The 16,406-nt window shown below is 40.1% G+C and carries 19 protein-coding genes and 1 tRNA gene; 12 read left to right on the plus strand and 8 right to left on the minus strand.

Annotation, left to right across the window (positions count from 1 at the left end; translation table 11 throughout):
- Positions 1-5 precede the first annotated feature (5 nt).
- Complete coding sequence (locus ACYIB7_RS06075; RefSeq protein WP_099463037.1) at positions 6-665, minus strand: CBS domain-containing protein; 660 nt, start codon at positions 663-665, stop codon at positions 6-8.
- 85 nt (positions 666-750) lie between these two features.
- Between ACYIB7_RS06075 and ACYIB7_RS06080 the strand changes: the two genes are divergently transcribed.
- The 8 genes from ACYIB7_RS06080 to ACYIB7_RS06115 all read left to right on the plus strand — a co-directional run bounded on the left by ACYIB7_RS06080 (position 751) and on the right by ACYIB7_RS06115 (position 7,047).
- Positions 751-1,464 carry a pyridoxine 5'-phosphate synthase gene (locus ACYIB7_RS06080; RefSeq protein WP_103983732.1) on the plus strand — a complete coding sequence of 238 codons (714 nt, stop codon included), beginning with the start codon at positions 751-753 and terminating at the stop codon, positions 1,462-1,464.
- Between the two features lie 33 nt (positions 1,465-1,497).
- The gene (locus ACYIB7_RS06085; RefSeq protein WP_099463035.1) at positions 1,498-2,211 is read left to right on the plus strand and encodes a MotA/TolQ/ExbB proton channel family protein; all 714 of its coding nucleotides are present in this window, start codon (positions 1,498-1,500) and stop codon (positions 2,209-2,211) included.
- 5 nt (positions 2,212-2,216) lie between these two features.
- Positions 2,217-2,627 (plus strand): ExbD/TolR family protein, encoded by a 411-nt coding sequence (locus ACYIB7_RS06090; protein ID WP_099463034.1) that lies wholly within the window; start codon positions 2,217-2,219, stop codon positions 2,625-2,627.
- Positions 2,628-2,632: 5 nt separating this feature from the next.
- Positions 2,633-3,481, plus strand: a complete 849-nt coding sequence (locus ACYIB7_RS06095) for an energy transducer TonB family protein (protein WP_480338339.1) — start codon at positions 2,633-2,635, stop codon at positions 3,479-3,481.
- A 17-nt stretch (positions 3,482-3,498) separates the two neighbouring features.
- The gene (locus ACYIB7_RS06100; protein WP_480338340.1) at positions 3,499-4,044 is read left to right on the plus strand and encodes a DJ-1 family glyoxalase III; all 546 of its coding nucleotides are present in this window, start codon (positions 3,499-3,501) and stop codon (positions 4,042-4,044) included.
- Between the two features lie 189 nt (positions 4,045-4,233).
- Positions 4,234-5,427: a peroxiredoxin family protein gene (locus tag ACYIB7_RS06105; RefSeq protein ID WP_103983729.1), complete on the plus strand. Its 1,194-nt coding sequence runs from the start codon at positions 4,234-4,236 to the stop codon at positions 5,425-5,427.
- A gap of 69 nt (positions 5,428-5,496) precedes the next feature.
- Positions 5,497-6,411, plus strand: a complete 915-nt coding sequence (locus tag ACYIB7_RS06110) for a DMT family transporter (protein WP_103983728.1) — start codon at positions 5,497-5,499, stop codon at positions 6,409-6,411.
- A gap of 96 nt (positions 6,412-6,507) precedes the next feature.
- Positions 6,508-7,047 carry a 30S ribosomal protein S16 gene (locus tag ACYIB7_RS06115; RefSeq protein ID WP_099463029.1) on the plus strand — a complete coding sequence of 180 codons (540 nt, stop codon included), beginning with the start codon at positions 6,508-6,510 and terminating at the stop codon, positions 7,045-7,047.
- 224 nt (positions 7,048-7,271) lie between these two features.
- On the opposite strand, the gene trxA is transcribed toward ACYIB7_RS06115, so the two are convergent.
- Positions 7,272-7,745 carry a thioredoxin gene (gene trxA, locus ACYIB7_RS06120; RefSeq protein WP_103983727.1) on the minus strand — a complete coding sequence of 158 codons (474 nt, stop codon included), beginning with the start codon at positions 7,743-7,745 and terminating at the stop codon, positions 7,272-7,274.
- Positions 7,746-7,928: 183 nt separating this feature from the next.
- Here trxA and ACYIB7_RS06125 point away from each other — a divergent pair.
- The 4 genes from ACYIB7_RS06125 to ACYIB7_RS06140 all read left to right on the plus strand — a co-directional run bounded on the left by ACYIB7_RS06125 (position 7,929) and on the right by ACYIB7_RS06140 (position 10,245).
- Positions 7,929-8,013: transfer RNA gene (locus ACYIB7_RS06125), tRNA-Ser, on the plus strand.
- 326 nt (positions 8,014-8,339) lie between these two features.
- Positions 8,340-9,545 carry a macrolide efflux MFS transporter Mef(En2) gene (gene mef(En2) / locus ACYIB7_RS06130; protein WP_005786079.1) on the plus strand — a complete coding sequence of 402 codons (1,206 nt, stop codon included), beginning with the start codon at positions 8,340-8,342 and terminating at the stop codon, positions 9,543-9,545.
- 24 nt (positions 9,546-9,569) lie between these two features.
- Entirely contained in the window at positions 9,570-10,082 is a 513-nt protein-coding gene (gene lnu(AN2), locus ACYIB7_RS06135; RefSeq protein WP_004308783.1) for a lincosamide nucleotidyltransferase Lnu(AN2), read from the plus strand.
- A gap of 10 nt (positions 10,083-10,092) precedes the next feature.
- On the plus strand, positions 10,093-10,245 hold the full coding sequence (locus ACYIB7_RS06140) for a hypothetical protein (RefSeq protein ID WP_005786088.1): 153 nt from the start codon (positions 10,093-10,095) through the stop codon (positions 10,243-10,245).
- 284 nt (positions 10,246-10,529) lie between these two features.
- Here ACYIB7_RS06140 and ACYIB7_RS06145 read toward each other — a convergent pair whose 3' ends face one another.
- From ACYIB7_RS06145 to ACYIB7_RS06170, 6 genes are all read right to left on the minus strand, one after another.
- Entirely contained in the window at positions 10,530-10,883 is a 354-nt protein-coding gene (locus ACYIB7_RS06145; RefSeq protein WP_004308780.1) for a nuclear transport factor 2 family protein, read from the minus strand.
- An 88-nt stretch (positions 10,884-10,971) separates the two neighbouring features.
- The gene (locus ACYIB7_RS06150; protein ID WP_004308779.1) at positions 10,972-12,375 is read right to left on the minus strand and encodes a hypothetical protein; all 1,404 of its coding nucleotides are present in this window, start codon (positions 12,373-12,375) and stop codon (positions 10,972-10,974) included.
- A gap of 211 nt (positions 12,376-12,586) precedes the next feature.
- Complete coding sequence (locus ACYIB7_RS06155) at positions 12,587-13,546, minus strand: toprim domain-containing protein (RefSeq protein ID WP_349069233.1); 960 nt, start codon at positions 13,544-13,546, stop codon at positions 12,587-12,589.
- A gap of 216 nt (positions 13,547-13,762) precedes the next feature.
- A complete protein-coding gene (locus ACYIB7_RS06160) occupies positions 13,763-14,839 on the minus strand; it encodes an AAA family ATPase (RefSeq protein WP_007852816.1) in 1,077 nt (358 codons plus the stop codon).
- A 14-nt stretch (positions 14,840-14,853) separates the two neighbouring features.
- Entirely contained in the window at positions 14,854-15,162 is a 309-nt protein-coding gene (locus ACYIB7_RS06165; protein ID WP_007842330.1) for a DUF3853 family protein, read from the minus strand.
- 223 nt (positions 15,163-15,385) lie between these two features.
- A complete protein-coding gene (locus ACYIB7_RS06170; protein WP_007842331.1) occupies positions 15,386-16,405 on the minus strand; it encodes a hypothetical protein in 1,020 nt (339 codons plus the stop codon).
- Position 16,406 lies beyond the last annotated feature (1 nt).

Genomic DNA, 16,406 nt, shown 5'->3' on the forward strand with positions numbered 1-16,406 from the left:
TTCTTTTACATATTCATATAATGTAGCAATTCGTCCATCCGCTGCTGTAAAACATCGTCTACCATTCCTTTTTCCATGAAATGGTAGAGAACGGTATAATTAAACCGTTCAAAGCTGCGTATAACGGGCGATGCATCCTCCAGATCGATCTTAATGGAGATTAGCAACTTTCCTGTATCTTTATCCGTATGTGATAATAGATTTATAACATGGGCATTGTTGGATTCAACCAGCCGGGCAATATCTGAAAGAACATAATCCTGAGGCATCATTTCGAGGACAATTATGCTTCCTTCTGCTTCTGCATTACATAATTCGGATAAAGCCTCGATTAATTTATCCCGGGTGATGGCTCCTGAGTAAATGCCTTCGGTGGAAACGACTGGTAGTAGGCTTAAGCCATAGCGTGTTATGATTGCAAGCGCTTCGTGCAAATGACTGTCCTCACGTACACTGGGTGCAAACATTACCGGTTCGCCAATAGTAATTGATGAGCTAGGTATGGCTAACAAATCTTTTTCCGAAAGTAAACACTGATATGTGTTTTCATTTAGTAATGGAAGATGTTTAAGTTTAAAATCATCCATTAGCCCTAAAGCGTATTCTACTGTGTCAAAACTTTTTAACACCGGAATATCTTTCATTATGAAATCTTTTACTAACATTTTTCTGTAAATTCCCCAAATCCTACTAAATTTGTCGATACTTTTGTGCAAATGTAATCAAGAAAAAAAGATATAACGATATTCGATGACAAATTTAAGTGTAAACATTAACAAGGTTGCAACTATTCGTAATGCGCGTGGCGGTAATATGCCGGACGTGCTGGAAGTCGCTCAGAATTGTGAATCTTTCGGTGCTCAGGGGATTACAGTTCATCCTCGTCCTGATGAAAGACATATCCGTTACAGTGATGTGTTTGCTTTGAAACCGTTGATTAAAACAGAGTTTAACATAGAAGGTTATCCCTGTGATGCATTTGTGGATTTGGTTTTGAAGGTGAAACCTACACAAGTTACGCTTGTTCCGGATGCTCCGGATGCAATAACGTCTAATGCAGGATGGGATGTGAAAATTCATTTTGACCGTTTGAGTGAGTTAGTTGATATTTTTACTACGCATGGTATTCGTACATCTATTTTTGTAGGTACAGATCTGGATAATATTGTACTGGCTGCAAAAACCGGCACCGACCGTATTGAACTTTATACGGAGCCGTATGCAACTAAATATCCGGAGAATCGTGAAGAAGCTATCGCACCCTTTATAGCTGCAGCACAACAAGCTAAAAGTTTGGGCTTAGGAGTAAATGCCGGTCATGACTTGAATTTGGATAATCTGGCGTATTTTAATCAGAACATTCCTTGGTTGGATGAGGTTTCTATAGGACATGCTTTAATCTGTGATGCTTTATATTATGGATTGAAAGAGACTATTAAACTATATAAGGATTGCCTTTCGTAAATTAAAAATTGAAAATTCATAATTAAATTAAGTATGAGTATTTTACTTTCACTCCAGGCCACAGGAGCACAGGCAGCAGATCAGATGCCTGATCTGACATCAGTGGCACCACTTCCTACAGAGGCTGAGATTAATGTTATAGACCTTGCATTTAAAGGCGGGTGGATTATGATTGTATTGTTGTTATTGTCTCTGATGGCAATATACATCTTTGTGCAGCGGTTAATGGTTATCCGCCGTGCCGGTAAAGAGGACGAGTCTTTTATGAACCGTATTAAAGATTATATTCATGAAGGTAAGTTGGATTCGGCGTTGAATCTTTGTCGTAGTACAAATACGCCTTCTGCACGTATGATAGAAAAAGGAATCACCCGTTTGGGACGTCCTATGAATGATGTCCTTGTGGCAATAGAGAATGTAGGCAACCTGGAAATTGCAAAGTTGGAAAAAGGTTTTCCTTTGATTGCTACGACAGCGGCAGGTGCCCCTATGTTAGGGTTCTTAGGTACTGTGACTGGTATGGTACGTGCGTTTTTTGATATGGCTAATGCCGGAACGAATGTAGACGTTTCGTTACTGTCTAATGGTATTTATGAAGCTTTGGTCACAACAGTTGGAGGTCTTGTGGTAGGTATTATCGCTTTGTTTGCATATAACTATCTGGTTTCCCAGGTAGATAATGTTGTGAATAAGATGGAAGCCCGTACAATGGAATTTATGGATTTATTGAACGAACCAGCAAATTAATTGAGATGGCTTTAAAAAGAAGAACAAAAGTAAATGAATCTTTCAGCATGGCATCTATGACGGACGTCATATTTCTATTGTTGATTTTCTTTATGGTTACTTCTACTGTTGTAATTCCGAATGCTATCAAAGTCACCTTGCCGCAAGCTCAGAAGCAAACTGCAGCTAAACCGCTTACCCGTGTGACGATAGATGCCAATTTGAATTATTATGTAGCTTTTGGCAACCAACGGGAAAAACAGGTTTCATTTGAAGAGATTACTCCGTTTCTGCAAGATAGCTATGCCAAAGAACCGGAAATGTTTGTAGCTCTTTATGCGGATGAAACCGTACCTTATAAAGAAATTGTAAAGATTTTGAATATAGCGAACGAAAATAAGTTTAAGATGGTGCTTGCCACACGTCCGCAGAAATAACGTCTATGAAGTTTAATAAAGATGACATATATGGTATAGTTGGTACGGTTGCTTTCCATGCAGTACTTTTTCTTATCCTGTGGTTTTCGGTTTTGAAAACGATTATACCCGATGAAGATGGAGGCGTATTGGTCAATTTCGGAAACGTAGATGCTGCTGCAGGAATGTTTGAACCTAAGTATACCGGACAGGAACTACCTCAGGAGACGACAACGCCTCCTCCTCCGGAACCTGCACCTAAGGTTGAAGCTCCGAAAGAAGAATTGATAACTCAGGATATCGAAGAGAGTGTCGCTATTAATGAGGCTAAAAAGAAAGAAGAGAAACGGAAAAAAGAGGAAGCGGAGAAGAGACGCAAGGAAGAGATAGAAAAGGAGCGTATTCGTAAAGAAGAAGCTGAAAAGAAGCGTATAGCAGACGAACGACGTAAAAAAGAACAGGCTATTAGTAATAAAGTAGCCGGTGCTTTCGGTATGGGTAGTACCGATGGTAATAGTCAGGGCGATGCCGCTTCTGGAACAGGCAACCAGGGAAGTCCGTTTGGAAATTCCGATCATGGAGCAAATGAAGGAGTGGGAGGTTACGGCTCTTTTAATCTGAATGGTCGTTCTATCGGAGCCGGAGGACTACCGCGTCCTGCTTATACCATACAAGAGGAAGGGCGTATAGTGATTAATATTACAGTAGATCCGAAAGGGAATGTGATATTTACGGAGATAGGCCGGGGAACTAATATTGATAATGCATCTATGCGTAAAAGTGCTTTGGACGCTGCCCGTCGTGCTAAGTTTAATAGCATTAACGGAACAAATAACCAAAGCGGAACAATTACGTATGTTTATAAGTTTAAATAATATAATCGGATAAAGTCATGAAGAAAGCGTATGTATTCTTTGCTACCGGCTTCGAAGAACTGGAAGCTGTTGGAACCGTAGATATTTTACGTCGCGGAGGTATTGATGCGAAAACCGTTTCTATTACGGGCGAACGCAAAGTAACGGGTGCTCATGGTATGGAATTTGTGACAGATAGTTTGTTTGCAGAAACAGATCTAACGGATGCAGATGCTTTGGTTTTACCCGGAGGTATGCCTGGGGCAATTAATTTAAACAATTATGAGCCATTAAAAGAAAGGCTTTTAGAGCAATATCGTAATCAAAAGGTAGTTGCTGCTATTTGTGCCGCTCCGCTTGTGTTAGGAGGATTAGGTTTGTTGAAAGGCCGTAATGCTACTTGTTATCCGGGTTTCGAACCAAAGTTGGTTGGTGCAAATGTCATGGGTGAGGCGGTAGAAGTGGATGGCAATGTCATTACGGGTAAAGGTCCCGGATTAGTATTTAATTTTGGATTGGCATTAGTTGCTGCATTAAAAGGCGAAGCAGTTGCCGAAGAAGTAGCGGCGGGATTACTTTTGTAATTTAATCATTCTAAAATAAGAAGGGATAAAAGATAACCTTTATACAGTCTGTTAAAAGGTGGTAAAAGTCAGGTCTGACAGTTGTCGGGTCTGACTTTTCTTTATATTTGTATGAACGATTGTTTCGGAATATGCTTTTATATAGCTTTTTACGAAATTATAATAGATTGAACTAATAAAGATATTGCTATGAAAACACGACTGTTGATTATTTCTGCATTCTTATTGTCTGCTATGACAAATGCTGCTCAGGATATGAAGAAGGATTATCTGGGAAAAGTGTTAGATAATTTGGAGAAGATTGAGTCTGCTACCTATACGGAGATTATGGAAGCCTGGGAACCGGGAGATACTATTGCCTCCTATCGGACTCCATTCATAGTGAATGAATATAACAATCCTATTGACACTATTATTGGTGCTTCTTATGTATGCTTTACGCCAAGTATTGAATTTTATGGCGGATATGATGGTAAAAAGAGAGCTATAGTATATGATGAAGATAAGAATATCGTTCTGGATGATTTTACAGTAAGGAAATTGCCGTTCAGGCTTGTTACTCCACCTTTTTTTAGCTTCACTAAGAATGTTATTAAATATGCACTTGAAACGAATGACAAAATTACGATGGAGCTTGATGATATGGCGGAATGTTATCACTTTAAATTAACCATAAAAGAAGATAAACAGGTCGAATTCTTTGGAAAAGCTTATTATATGGATAATCCGTATGCTTTTGATCCCACATCTGTTTATGAGCTTTGGATTCGAAAATCGGATGACCTGCCTTATAAATACAGGAGGGAGCAATGCCATAGTATTTCCGCTGTTACATGCGTGGATGTTGAATATAATAGGTTGTCTATTGAAGATTTTAATTTATCTGATTATTTTCCGAAAGACTTTGAAGTTCGTATGTATGGTCAAAAACGTAATGTACCGGTTCTGCCGGAACTTACTGGAATAAAGGCTCCGGATTGGACGTTGAACGATATAAAAGAAAAAACTGTATCTTTGTCGGACATTAAAAGCAAAGTGGTATTATTAGAATTTACGGGTATTGGCTGTGGGCCTTGTATGGTATCCATTCCTTTCCTGAATAAATTAAAAGATGACTTTGGCGAGGATAAACTTGAAGTTGTGGCAATTGAAACATGGAAACGGAATGCACATTCCAGACAAAATTATGTGGATAAACACAATATAACTTATATGTTCCTGAGTGCTACGGATGCTGTAATTAAAGACTATCGGACTGGAGGAGCGGCTCCTGTCTTTTTTATACTGGATGAGCATCGAACGATAAGGAAAGTAATAAATGGCTATAATAAAGAGGTTACAGATAAAGAGATACTTGATGCCATAACCGGATTATTAGAGTAAAAGTTAGTATACAAGTATATCATCGCAACTGCAGGTATATGTTGATTGTTTTAAAAAAAAGAAATTACGATGAGTAACCTCAAAGGTTTTGCGTTTGGTATTGCAACTTCTGTAACGTTTGGTTTAATACCGTTATTTACATTACCTCTCATGGCTAGTGGAATGCTGTTTGATTCCATTCTTTTTTATCGTTTCTTTTTTGCTGCGATTTCTCTGGCGGGAGTTATGAAAGTGGAAAAGCAATCTTTTCAGATAGACAAAAGGGATATTCCGGTGCTGATATTGTTGGGTGGATTTTATACAATATCCTCATTGTTCCTATTTTGGGGATATAACTTTATGGCAGCAGGAATTGCTACGACGCTCCATTTCACTTATCCTATATTTGTCGCTCTTATTATGATGACGGTATTTAAAGAAAAGACTTCATGGGTAACTGTGTTTGCTATTCTTTTAGCCGTATCCGGTGTTGCACGTCTTTCTATAGGAGATGGAGAATTGGCTTTAAATCCTGTTGGTGTAGTTATTGTTCTTTTTTCGGCTGTAGGGTATGCTTTATATATAGTTACGGTAAATAAGTCGAGGGTACATGTTATGAATGGACGGAAACTTACCTTTTATGTATTTATAGTCAGTACATTCATGTTTCTTGTTAAGGCATTGATGAATGGCGGGCTGCAACCGATACCGGATGGACAGTCATGGATGAATCTTATTTTATTAGCTATTGTTCCGACTGTGATTTCTAATGTCACTTTAGTACAGGCAGTGCATAATATAGGATCAACATTGACTGCTGTTTTGGGGGCAATGGAACCGGTGACAGCCGTATGTGTCGGTGTTTTACTATTTAGTGAACCTTTTACTTCTCATGTTGCTTTAGGTATCCTTCTGATAATAGTAGCCGTGACTCTTATCATACTTAACAAGTATATACAAAAAAGTTTACGGGGATTAAGGCATAAATGGATGGTGAATCATTAACTTTTAAACGTTTTTCTGTTTAAAAGTTTGTTTTAAAGACGAAAAAACTTATCTTTGCACCCGCTAATACAAACAGCTTAAATTAATTATTCAAACATGGCAACAAAAATTAGATTGCAAAGACACGGTCGTAAAAGCTACGCTTTTTATCAGATTGTAGTCGCAGACAGCAGGGCTCCACGTGATGGAAGATTTATTGAAAGGATAGGTTCTTATAATCCGAACACTAATCCTGCTACAGTAGATTTGAACTTCGAAAGAGCTTTGTATTGGTTACAGGTAGGTGCACAACCTACAGATACAACTCGCAATATTCTTTCTCGTGAAGGAGTTTGCATGAAAAAGCATTTGCTGGAAGGTGTAAAGAAGGGTGCTTTCGACGAAGCAGCAGCTGAAGAGAAATTTCAGGCTTGGTTGAAAAACAAACAGTCTTCTATTCAGGCTGTAAAAGACAAAGATAGCGAAGCTGCAAGAGCTGAAGCTAAGGCTCGTCTGGAAGCAGAGAAAGAAGCAAATAAGGCAAAAGCAGAAGTTGTAGCTAAGAAGAAAGCAGAATTGGCAGCTGCAGCCGCTGCTGCTCAAGCTGAAGAAGCTGCTCCTGCAGAGGAAGCTCCTGCAGCTGAAAGTGCTGAATAATTCGTGCTGGTGCTAAAATAAAAAAGAGGATATCCTTTTAAGGATATCCTCTTTTTTGTATTGGTAATTATCTGATGAAATTTAGATAAACAACTGAATTGATTTGAATAGAAGGCTAAAAGAAATAGGGTGGGCAATTAAATAAGAAAAGGTTTGTATCTTAGTTTTATTAAAAACAGATACAAACCTTTTCTTTTGCTTTTATATAGACTGTTGCGTCGTTTTTATTTCTTTTTACCGAGCAAGAAGCTATTAATTTGTTCAACAAAAGCTTCCTTAGGTAGGGCACCTTGTGCAACTTGAGGTTGCCCGTTCATCGGAATAAATAAAAATGTTGGTATACTTTGTATCCCGAATGCAGAGGCTAGCTCTTTTTCTTTGTCAACATTTACTTTATAAATCACAATGTCGTTTTTGTAAGTTTCAGCAAGCTCATTTAAAATAGGAGCTACTTTCTTACACGGACCACACCAGTCAGCATAAAAATCAATTATGCAAGGTTTGTCTCCTTCGTAAACCCATTTATTCGGACTTTTCTCGAAATCGAATACTTTAGAAAGAAACTCTGTTTTATTTAGATGCACAACTTCCGCGGTTGTTGCTTTCTCTGCTTGCTTTTCTCCTGTTTTTGCAGACATTGTACAACTAACCAAAAGAAGTACGACTGAGATTGCTAATAAACCTTTTAAATTTCTCATAAAAAACTGTTTACTGTATTAATACTGTCTACAAAAATAACAATAAATTATCTTTAAACGTTCATACGGATAGCTAAAAGAAAAATAATAAACGAAAAAGAAAAATATAATACCAAACGCTAGGAAGTAAAAAAAAACTTATTACCTTTGCACCGCAATCGAGAGAAAAACGGTTGCACGACTGGAGAGATGGCAGAGTGGTCGATTGCGGCGGTCTTGAAAACCGTTGAACTGAGAGGTTCCTGGGGTTCGAATCCCTATCTCTCCGCAACAAACGCTGAAAATCAGCAGATTGCAAAACAAACACCCAGTTTTACACCCAAGAATGTAAAGTCGGTGTTTTTGTTTTATTTAAGATAATACAACCACTACATAATAAAAGAGTAGCGATATTAAAAGAATCCGATGAGAAAAGACTAATATTTATCTATCCATTCAGTTTGATTTTTCAGGACTTTACATCGTCCTGAAAGTATTTGTTATTGTATTCCAACGTCAGGAGTGGATTATAATACAAGTTTTTTGTGTGGATAGAATTTCGTTTTGCTTAATGTACGAAAGTACTTATCTATAAACGCATGAAATATTAGCACAATGAATCATTGGAAATCAACTTTGGCCGTGATAGGAATAGGCCAACTCATATCTATTTTAACAAGTACGATTGTTGGCTTCTCCATTATTTTTTGGATTAGCAACGAATTTAAATCCCCGACAGCTTTATCTCTGGCTATTTTAGCTGGATTTTTACCACAATTTGTATTAGGCTTGTTTGCCGGGGTCTATGTTGACAGATGGAATCGAAAGAAAACGATGTTTTATTCGGACTTGTTCATCGCGTTCTGTACCCTATGTCTTTTTATTGTGATAACCAAGGGTTATAAAGACCTTTCTTTTTTTTATCTATTGACTGCTTGTCGTTCAATAGGCAGTACGTTTCATGCACCTGCTTTACAGGCAAGCATCCCTCTACTGGTTCCCAAGCACCATCTTGTCAGGGTATCAGGTTTGTACCATTCCATTCAATCCTTCAGTGAGGTGATAGCTCCCGTTGTAGGGGCAAGCCTCGTTGTTTGGCTTCCCATACAGTATATTCTGCTCATAGATGTGATCGGAGCTGTTGCTGCTTGTCTGACCTTACTTTGTGTCCAGATTCCTTCTCTTCAAAAAACGAAAGTTCTTCCAGATTTCAAAAAAGAACTGACGGAATGTTGGCATACCTTGCGGCGTACAATGGGCATTTTGCCTTTATTCGTATGCTTTACGCTGGTGACTTTTGTCCTTATGCCTGTTTTTACGTTATTTCCTTTTATGACGCTTCTGCATTTCAACGGAAACATTTTGCAAATGGGAGTTGTGGAAATGGGTTGGGGCTCAGGGGCATTGTTGGGCGGTTTAGTACTTGCCTGTAAGGCTTTGAAAAGCAAGCAAACATTAGTGATGCATACGGCTTATGTGATATTGGGATTGTATCTGATTAGCGCCAGTTATTTACCATCAAGCGCATTTATAGGTTTTGTTTGCCTAACATTTACAGGAGGCATAGCCTATTCCATTTACCATGCGCTTTTCATCGCTATTATTCAGCAGAACTTGGCTTCGGACATGCTTGGACGGACTTTTTCTCTCATCTTTAGTTTGAGTACCTTTCCATCAATGCTGGGTATCGTAGCTTCAGGATATTGGGTGGAAGCATGGGGTATCACATCCGTCTTTATGATCAGCGGATGGGTTATCTTTCTGATTGGAGTGGGTGCAAATTTTATTTCTTCAATCAAGCAGTTGGATAATTACGCATAGTATTATTTATTAAAGAATTATTATATGACAAAGAAAGAACACACTACGATTACAGAGTTATTTCAAGTTTTGGACTTGTTGGAAAGCCTGGACATGCAGTTTTGGTTGGATGGAGGCTGGGGAGTGGATGTCTTGTACGGACAGCAAACCCGCTTGCATAGAGATATTGACATTGATTTTGATGCCAATTATACAGACCAACTCCTTGATCTTTTGCAGGAGAGAGGATATCAAATTGAAACAAATTGGTTGCCCACCCGTGTGGAACTGTATAGCAAAGAATTAGGCTATATTGATATCCATCCTTTTGTCTTGAATGCGGACGGCACTTCCAAACAAGCCGACTTGGATGGAGGCTGGTATGAATTTCAACCGGACTATTTTGGAACAGCAGTCTTTGAAGGCAGAAGCATCCCTTGCATTTCTGCAAAAGGGCAACAAGTATTCCATTCGGGCTACGATTTAAGAGAGAAGGATATTCACGATTTATCTATAATTAAACAATGTATAACAACAATGAGCCTAACAATTAGATAAGAACAAGAAAATGACAGAAAAACAAATTGTCTGGTATATCTTACTTACAGAAGTAAAGATAGACAGTGACACCCAGTCTGTCACATCCCTGAGTGTAGCTCCATTGGCAGTCTTGCCGGAATTCCAGCGTAAGGGAATTGGGGGGGGGATGTTGATTCAGTAAGCCCATCAGAGGGCAGCACTTTTGGGTTACGGCACAGCAGTCGTATTGGGGCATAAAGAGTATTATCCTCGATTTGGCTATCGCAAGGCTATCGATTTAGGAATTGAATTTCCTTTCGAAGTCTCTCATGAATATTGCATGGTGGCTGAATTAATACCTGGAGCTACTGAGAATGTGAAAGGTATGGTTTGTTATCCAACTGACTTTAAATAGTTTAACAAGTAAAATTCATTATATAACTCGGACTGGGTATTTCAATTTCCCAGTCCGTATTCTGATAGTACTTATTCAATTGGAAGATTGTGTTGCTTCAAGAATGAAAGTTTATCCCAATACCCTCTTTGAAAGACGATTTTGTTATCTTTTACATGAAAAAATCCGCATCCACGAAGTCCAAGAGAGTCTTTCCATTCCATGATAGCCCATTCGCCATCTTCAAAAATATTTTCCACCATACAAACCATTTTAGCAGTGGCAAATTCATTCACAAACATTTTGTAGATTGATTCTTTACCTATTATTGGTTCGTTTGCGACTTGATGATTTACTGCATTAGTAGCATACAGCTCTGCTATATGATAAGCATCTGCTTTGTTAAAGCAATCTATCCATTTTTCCAAAACTTCTTTAGGCTTCATTTTTTATAAATTCTTAGGATTTTGATTCTGTAATAAAAACAATCTGTTTGGATGCATAGATACTTGATTTTATTAATAATAGGCTATTCTATATTCTAAATCCTCTGGATTTTTGCTCTCTCTGCACCGAGTTACGTAGATTCTGCTGTAACTTTTCCCATTGTTCCTTAAACCATTGTACTATGGGTTGTCGGTTTATGGTCAGCATAAGCTTACCACTATCCATCGGATGTTTCTCAACCCTAAAAATATCATTCTTGATGTCAAATTTCCACCTGTGTTCTTCGGAATAAATTTTGCCACTACATTGTATGGATTCTTTCTTTGTCAAGAGGTTTTCTATCATGTCTTTGGTAAACCCGATAACAGCGCATAATTTTTCCATTCTCAACATCTCTTTGAACATGGGAAACCATTTGTGGGCTTTTTCAAGCAAGGTGCTCAATCGTGATATTTCCTTGTCTTTGGCTTCAAGTTCTTGATTATGTATTCTTTGAAGATTACGAATTTGTCTGCTATGCTGTTCCTGTATTTGTTGTATCTGAATTTTTAATTCATCAGTAGCTTTGTCCCGTTTGGTAATTTCCTGATGTAGCTGCTCGATGTGATGTTCCAGTTCTTTCAGCTTACCGCTTCCGAAAAGAGAACCTACACCGCTTGCTATGGCGGTAGCAGCATTGGTGGCTGTTTTCTTTAGTTTGTCCGTGCGTATCTCTGCTTTTACCTGTTTGAGTTCCTGTTCGGCAAGGCTTACTTGTTGTTCCTTGTGTCGCTTGGTTTCCTCTATACGTTGCAGTTCGGCTTTCTGCTTCTCAATGATGAAATCATTTCGTTCCAGATGCTCTTTACCTGTGACAGCTTTTGCCTGTCCACGTTCCATCAGGAGAATATCGGAAGCAAGGGTCTGCATGGTTGCCATATCCTCGTCATTGAGCTTTCGGCTCTTTCCAGTTTCATGGTTCATCCAGTCGAATACGACATGAGCATGATAATTTGGTTTGAACCATCTGTTACCGACTTGGAAGCTCTCCTTGTCTTCTGCTTCCGGCTGACCGTTCAGCCAATGCCCTTCGTCTTTATGCAGGAAAATCTGTAGCGGAGTGATGCCCCAGCGTCTTTGGCACTCTTCACCGAATTTGCGTACATCAGCCAGTGTGGTGTCCGGTCTGATAAGCAATACTCCTTCACGGATGGGTGAGCATCCCGCCACCTTGATAATCTTTCCATTCTTTCCCTTGCGTTCCCTTTCCTTTTCCTGCATGGCACGTCCGGTCTTTTCCTTGACCATTTGCTTGATATTGTCATAATGAGTTCGCAGTTCGGGAGTGCCGAAGTCGGGATTTATCCACTGTTCGTTATCGGTGGAAAGTTCGGGAACGACATAGATTCTGGACTCCCCGATATTACGCATATACTCGGCAGTCCTTCGGTTGTGTGCCTCGCTCGATGCGATGTTGCAAGGCTTGATATGTATGCTTGATTTTGTTGCCATAGCTTCTTTCCTTTGTTTACAATTGATTTACTTTGCTCGCTTTCGCAGAGGGGTTCTTAGGGGTAACCCATAAGCGGAGATTGCAAAGAGAGGGTCACTCTTTGCTCGGGGTTCTCAGGGGTGAAACGCCCTGAGTGGGTCATTAGGGCAAAGCCCTAATCCCCTCGGGAGAGCCCACAACTACGAAAGCGAAGCGTGTAGTTATAGTGGGCTATAACCGGAAGCCTTTCGGTTTCTTGGATAGCGTATCATTCCTCTTTTCGACAGATTGCGCTTGCTCTTTCCTATCGGCTATTCGTTTCTGTAAATATTCGTTCAGATCTTTACATCCACTGTAGATTTGCGAGGCGTCACGTATATACCGGGTAGCATCATACTCCTTTCGGATTTGCTGTATTGCTTCCATTCCTGCACGGTCATTGTCAAAGAAACAGTGGATGCGCTCATAGCTTCCCAACGGATAGAGTGCCTTGGGAACATTGGCTACGGAATTAAGAACTATGTAATCCTGTCTGTCGAAGTCGGGTGATTGCGGACAGCTTTCCAGCCTTAAAGTAAGAAAGGAAAGGTAATCCATAAATCCCTCAAAAACGTAACATGTACTCCTTGGTTTTCCTGACTGTCTGATATGGGATATTTCTTTTGGTGCGATACATCCCTTGAAATATCGGTTGCGAATTTCATATCCGCCTGATATGTTCGGAAAGGCAATGGCGAAATACCGTTTGCCGTTGTGGGTGAAACGGGCTTCCTTACATTCTCTTTTCGCCAGTGCCGTGTTTATCCCTCTTTCCTGTAGGTAGGCAAGCAGGGCAGGAGAAGCCAGCAGCACAATGTCCAATTGCTGAAAACTCGGTTCGGAAAATGATTGCTTGCCAAAAGAGAAAGACACGGGACGTATGTGTGGTATCTGTTCTTCGATTTTCTGTAGAAGATAAGGCACATAGTCGGAACAGTAGAGTTCCTGTGCCAGTGCGATGATATTTCCACCTTTGCCGATTGCGAAATCATACCATTGGTTGCGCTCGGTATTTACTTTGAACGAGGGTTCTGTCTCTTCCCGTAACGGGGATTTGTACCATAGGTTAATATCTTGCTGCTTGACGGGAGAATATCCCAAACTGTACAGAAAATCCGCTATCCTGATTTGTTTTGCTGTCTGTATATCCATAATAAGATGAGTGTTTGAATAATGGTTGGAATATTTATTTCTCTTTTCGCCCGTACTTTTTTATGAAGTACGGTCTGTATAATCACTTCACTTTATCTTCGTATATATAGGATACGGTAATAAAGTGAAGCGCTTTTCTATTCCCTACAACCGCTTCGCTTTATTCTTAATATATAGACCTGCCGAATAAAGTGAAGTGATTACAGGTTATACGGTCTAATAGTGAAAGTCCGGCTTGAACGTGTATTTCCTGCCGTTCTCCTGTACTATCATCCGTTTGTTCCGGAGCATGGTGATAAGTGATACCGCTTTTTGATGGTTCAGTTTTACACCTACCGACATATATGACTTGATTAAGGAGGTTTCCAGATCCTTGTAGCCGTATTCCTCTTTCAGTCCGAAAGCCGCTTCCAGTGCTATGCGGTGCTGCTGTTCGCTAATATGTCTGTAAGGGTCAAACTTTTCCTCTTCCGGTCTTCCGGGTTTCTTCGCTTCGGGTCTGTACCCCTCTATGAGTTCAGGCAATGCATTGTCGTTGATACGGAAAGCGAAAGGCTCGAAATCCATTGCACGGATGTGCATGGCTGAAACATTGCTTATATCCCCGTTGCTCTTGTCCTTTTCCACCAGCAGAACGGTTTCCGCCTTGTTGTTCAGCTCCGTACCGATATGCCCTCTTGCGTTTTCATCGCCTTTGTTCTGGTGGAGTATCGTATGGATGTGTATCTGCCTGTCATCCGTCCACTGCATCAGTTTGGATATAATGCGTGTCGATTCTCCCGGACTGTTGATGTCATATACCATATCACGGATGCCGTCTATGATTACAAGCCCTATGTCCGGTGTATTATAGATAGCCTGTTCGACAATCCTGATACGCTGTTCGGGCGTGTATTTCCTCAAAGCGAGAAACTCCAGATGTTCATTGTCCCTGTCATCAGGAAGACCAGCAAGCCGTAAAATACGTTTCATGACTTTCAGACAGTGATAATGGCTTTGTTCCGTGTCCACATAAAGAATCTTCCTTTTTTCTTCCGGTAGTTCCGCAACATACCGCAGTACCGTACCGTTTTTCAATGCGGCGGCTACGATAGCCGATACATTGAAAGTCTTTTTACTCTTGGCTTTGCCGATGGATGCACTGAAATTGCCCAGTGTACCAATGACCGAACCTTGCACTTTTAGAATCTCAGGTGCTTTTTCGTAGATTTTCGACAGACTCAGGCGTGAAGCTTGCCAAAGGATTATTGCCTGTTCTGCCGAAATCTCCTTTATTTCTTTCATATAGTCCATAAGCATACCTCCCATTATTTCCGTCCTCCTGTTTTCTTCCCGGCAAGCTCAAGAGCCAATTCCGCATCTACGATAATCTTGCGCCCTATCTGGGTAATCGCCTTGTCTATCTTACCGCTTTTCTTTATGCGGTTGGCAGTGGGCAGACTGCACCCGAACAGTTTGGCTATACCGAGTATTCCGTACACATACTTCTTTTCCGTGTCTGTAACGGGTTGCGGCAATGCTTCGGCCTGACCTGAAGCGTGCTTACTCAGGAATATGAATTCTTCGCCTGTCATCTGCCAGACGGGTTTTGATAATAATTCTTGGATATTTGTCATCGTCCAATCTATTTAGTCGTTAAACAATCAGCCCTGCGCACTGGCTGTTATTTCTGTTCTCGAACGATGCAAAATTAGGTAGGGTTATGAGTGGTAAGGATGGGGACGGTACAAACTGAATATCATTGTATCTTATTGAATATCAGAAAATAAAAATACCACTCAAAAATTATTTTGAGTGGTAAAAGTGGAACTTTCGTAAAGTATCAGGATATATTACGGATTATCTGAATATATGTTCCATTTCCTTGGCGAAATTTTGGTTGCTGTCACTGGGGAAATCTGAAACAGGCTCCTTGTACTTGGATTTGTAGTAGCTGTCGTCAATATCCAGCAGTTTCAGTATTCTGTCTTTCCATTTGTCCCTGTCCTGTTTGGAGAGTTTCTCGCTCATCAGGAATATCAGATAGCATACACGTATTTTCTCTCTCGGTTTTATTTTCAGCTTACAGTTGCAGGGGTGAAGATTCATATTGGCATAGAAATCCAGTGCGGAAATTTCTTCGAACTGTTCTCCTATGCACACCTCATGAATGAGCGAAAGTAATTTCATGCTGAAATATTCCTGTTGTTCTTCTGTCGTTTCCTGCTGACTGATTGGCTCGCTTGATTTATTCTCTTGCTTTCCGTCAGGAATGTATTTCTTCAATATATCCAGAAAAAGGCAGCTTTGACGGTATATGTCCGCACAACAGTTCTTCATGTATTGGAATGCCTCTGTTCTTGCAGCCTTTTGCTGATCATAGAGTTTGTTCAGTTTGGCTTTTTCCCTGTCATATTCAGCCTTGCAGCGTTCATATTCTTTCTCTGCCTGTTTTTCCTCTTCGGCTGTATGCTCCCTGTAACCAATGGAATCATACCTGTTGTTGGCTTCATTCAGCGGCTTGCTCAGACTTCTTGTAACATCCAGCTGGGCTTCAATTTCCTGAGAATACCTTTCCATGTGCTGATAGCAAGCACGTTCTATGGCTCTGTCACTTAACGGGCGTATCTCATAAGCCTGTATGCTCTTTTCTATTTCAGTTTTCAGGCTGTTGAGTATCAAGGTGTATTGCTCTTTTTGCTTGTCAAGCACCAGTTCAAGGATAGCGGCTTCAAAGGATTTCATGTCATTATACTCCTGATAGAAATCCGATATGAATTTCTGCCTGTCAAAAGAAAAAGCGTAATTATCTATATAGTCTCTGTATATTCTGTTGAGTTCTCCATATTGGGGAATCATCGTCTGTATCTTTCCTGCCATA

The sequence above is a fragment of the Parabacteroides sp. KHUB-03 genome (assembly GCF_056640975.1).

Excerpts from the sequence above, each read along its gene's own strand:
- ACYIB7_RS06075 (WP_099463037.1), bottom strand. The coding sequence starts at position 665 with ATGTTAGTAAAAGATTTCATAATGAAAGATATTCCGGTGTTAAAAAGT.
- ACYIB7_RS06080 (WP_103983732.1), top strand. The coding sequence starts at position 751 with ATGACAAATTTAAGTGTAAACATTAACAAGGTTGCAACTATTCGTAAT.
- ACYIB7_RS06085 (WP_099463035.1), top strand. The coding sequence starts at position 1,498 with ATGAGTATTTTACTTTCACTCCAGGCCACAGGAGCACAGGCAGCAGAT.
- ACYIB7_RS06090 (WP_099463034.1), top strand. The coding sequence starts at position 2,217 with ATGGCTTTAAAAAGAAGAACAAAAGTAAATGAATCTTTCAGCATGGCA.
- ACYIB7_RS06095 (WP_480338339.1), top strand. The coding sequence starts at position 2,633 with ATGAAGTTTAATAAAGATGACATATATGGTATAGTTGGTACGGTTGCT.
- ACYIB7_RS06100 (WP_480338340.1), top strand. The coding sequence starts at position 3,499 with ATGAAGAAAGCGTATGTATTCTTTGCTACCGGCTTCGAAGAACTGGAA.
- ACYIB7_RS06105 (WP_103983729.1), top strand. The coding sequence starts at position 4,234 with ATGAAAACACGACTGTTGATTATTTCTGCATTCTTATTGTCTGCTATG.
- ACYIB7_RS06110 (WP_103983728.1), top strand. The coding sequence starts at position 5,497 with ATGAGTAACCTCAAAGGTTTTGCGTTTGGTATTGCAACTTCTGTAACG.
- ACYIB7_RS06115 (WP_099463029.1), top strand. The coding sequence starts at position 6,508 with ATGGCAACAAAAATTAGATTGCAAAGACACGGTCGTAAAAGCTACGCT.
- trxA (WP_103983727.1), bottom strand. The coding sequence starts at position 7,745 with ATGAGAAATTTAAAAGGTTTATTAGCAATCTCAGTCGTACTTCTTTTG.
- ACYIB7_RS06140 (WP_005786088.1), top strand. The coding sequence starts at position 10,093 with ATGACAGAAAAACAAATTGTCTGGTATATCTTACTTACAGAAGTAAAG.
- ACYIB7_RS06145 (WP_004308780.1), bottom strand. The coding sequence starts at position 10,883 with ATGAAGCCTAAAGAAGTTTTGGAAAAATGGATAGATTGCTTTAACAAA.
- ACYIB7_RS06150 (WP_004308779.1), bottom strand. The coding sequence starts at position 12,375 with ATGGCAACAAAATCAAGCATACATATCAAGCCTTGCAACATCGCATCG.
- ACYIB7_RS06155 (WP_349069233.1), bottom strand. The coding sequence starts at position 13,546 with ATGGATATACAGACAGCAAAACAAATCAGGATAGCGGATTTTCTGTAC.
- ACYIB7_RS06160 (WP_007852816.1), bottom strand. The coding sequence starts at position 14,839 with ATGGACTATATGAAAGAAATAAAGGAGATTTCGGCAGAACAGGCAATA.
- ACYIB7_RS06165 (WP_007842330.1), bottom strand. The coding sequence starts at position 15,162 with ATGACAAATATCCAAGAATTATTATCAAAACCCGTCTGGCAGATGACA.
- ACYIB7_RS06170 (WP_007842331.1), bottom strand. The coding sequence starts at position 16,405 with ATGGCAGGAAAGATACAGACGATGATTCCCCAATATGGAGAACTCAAC.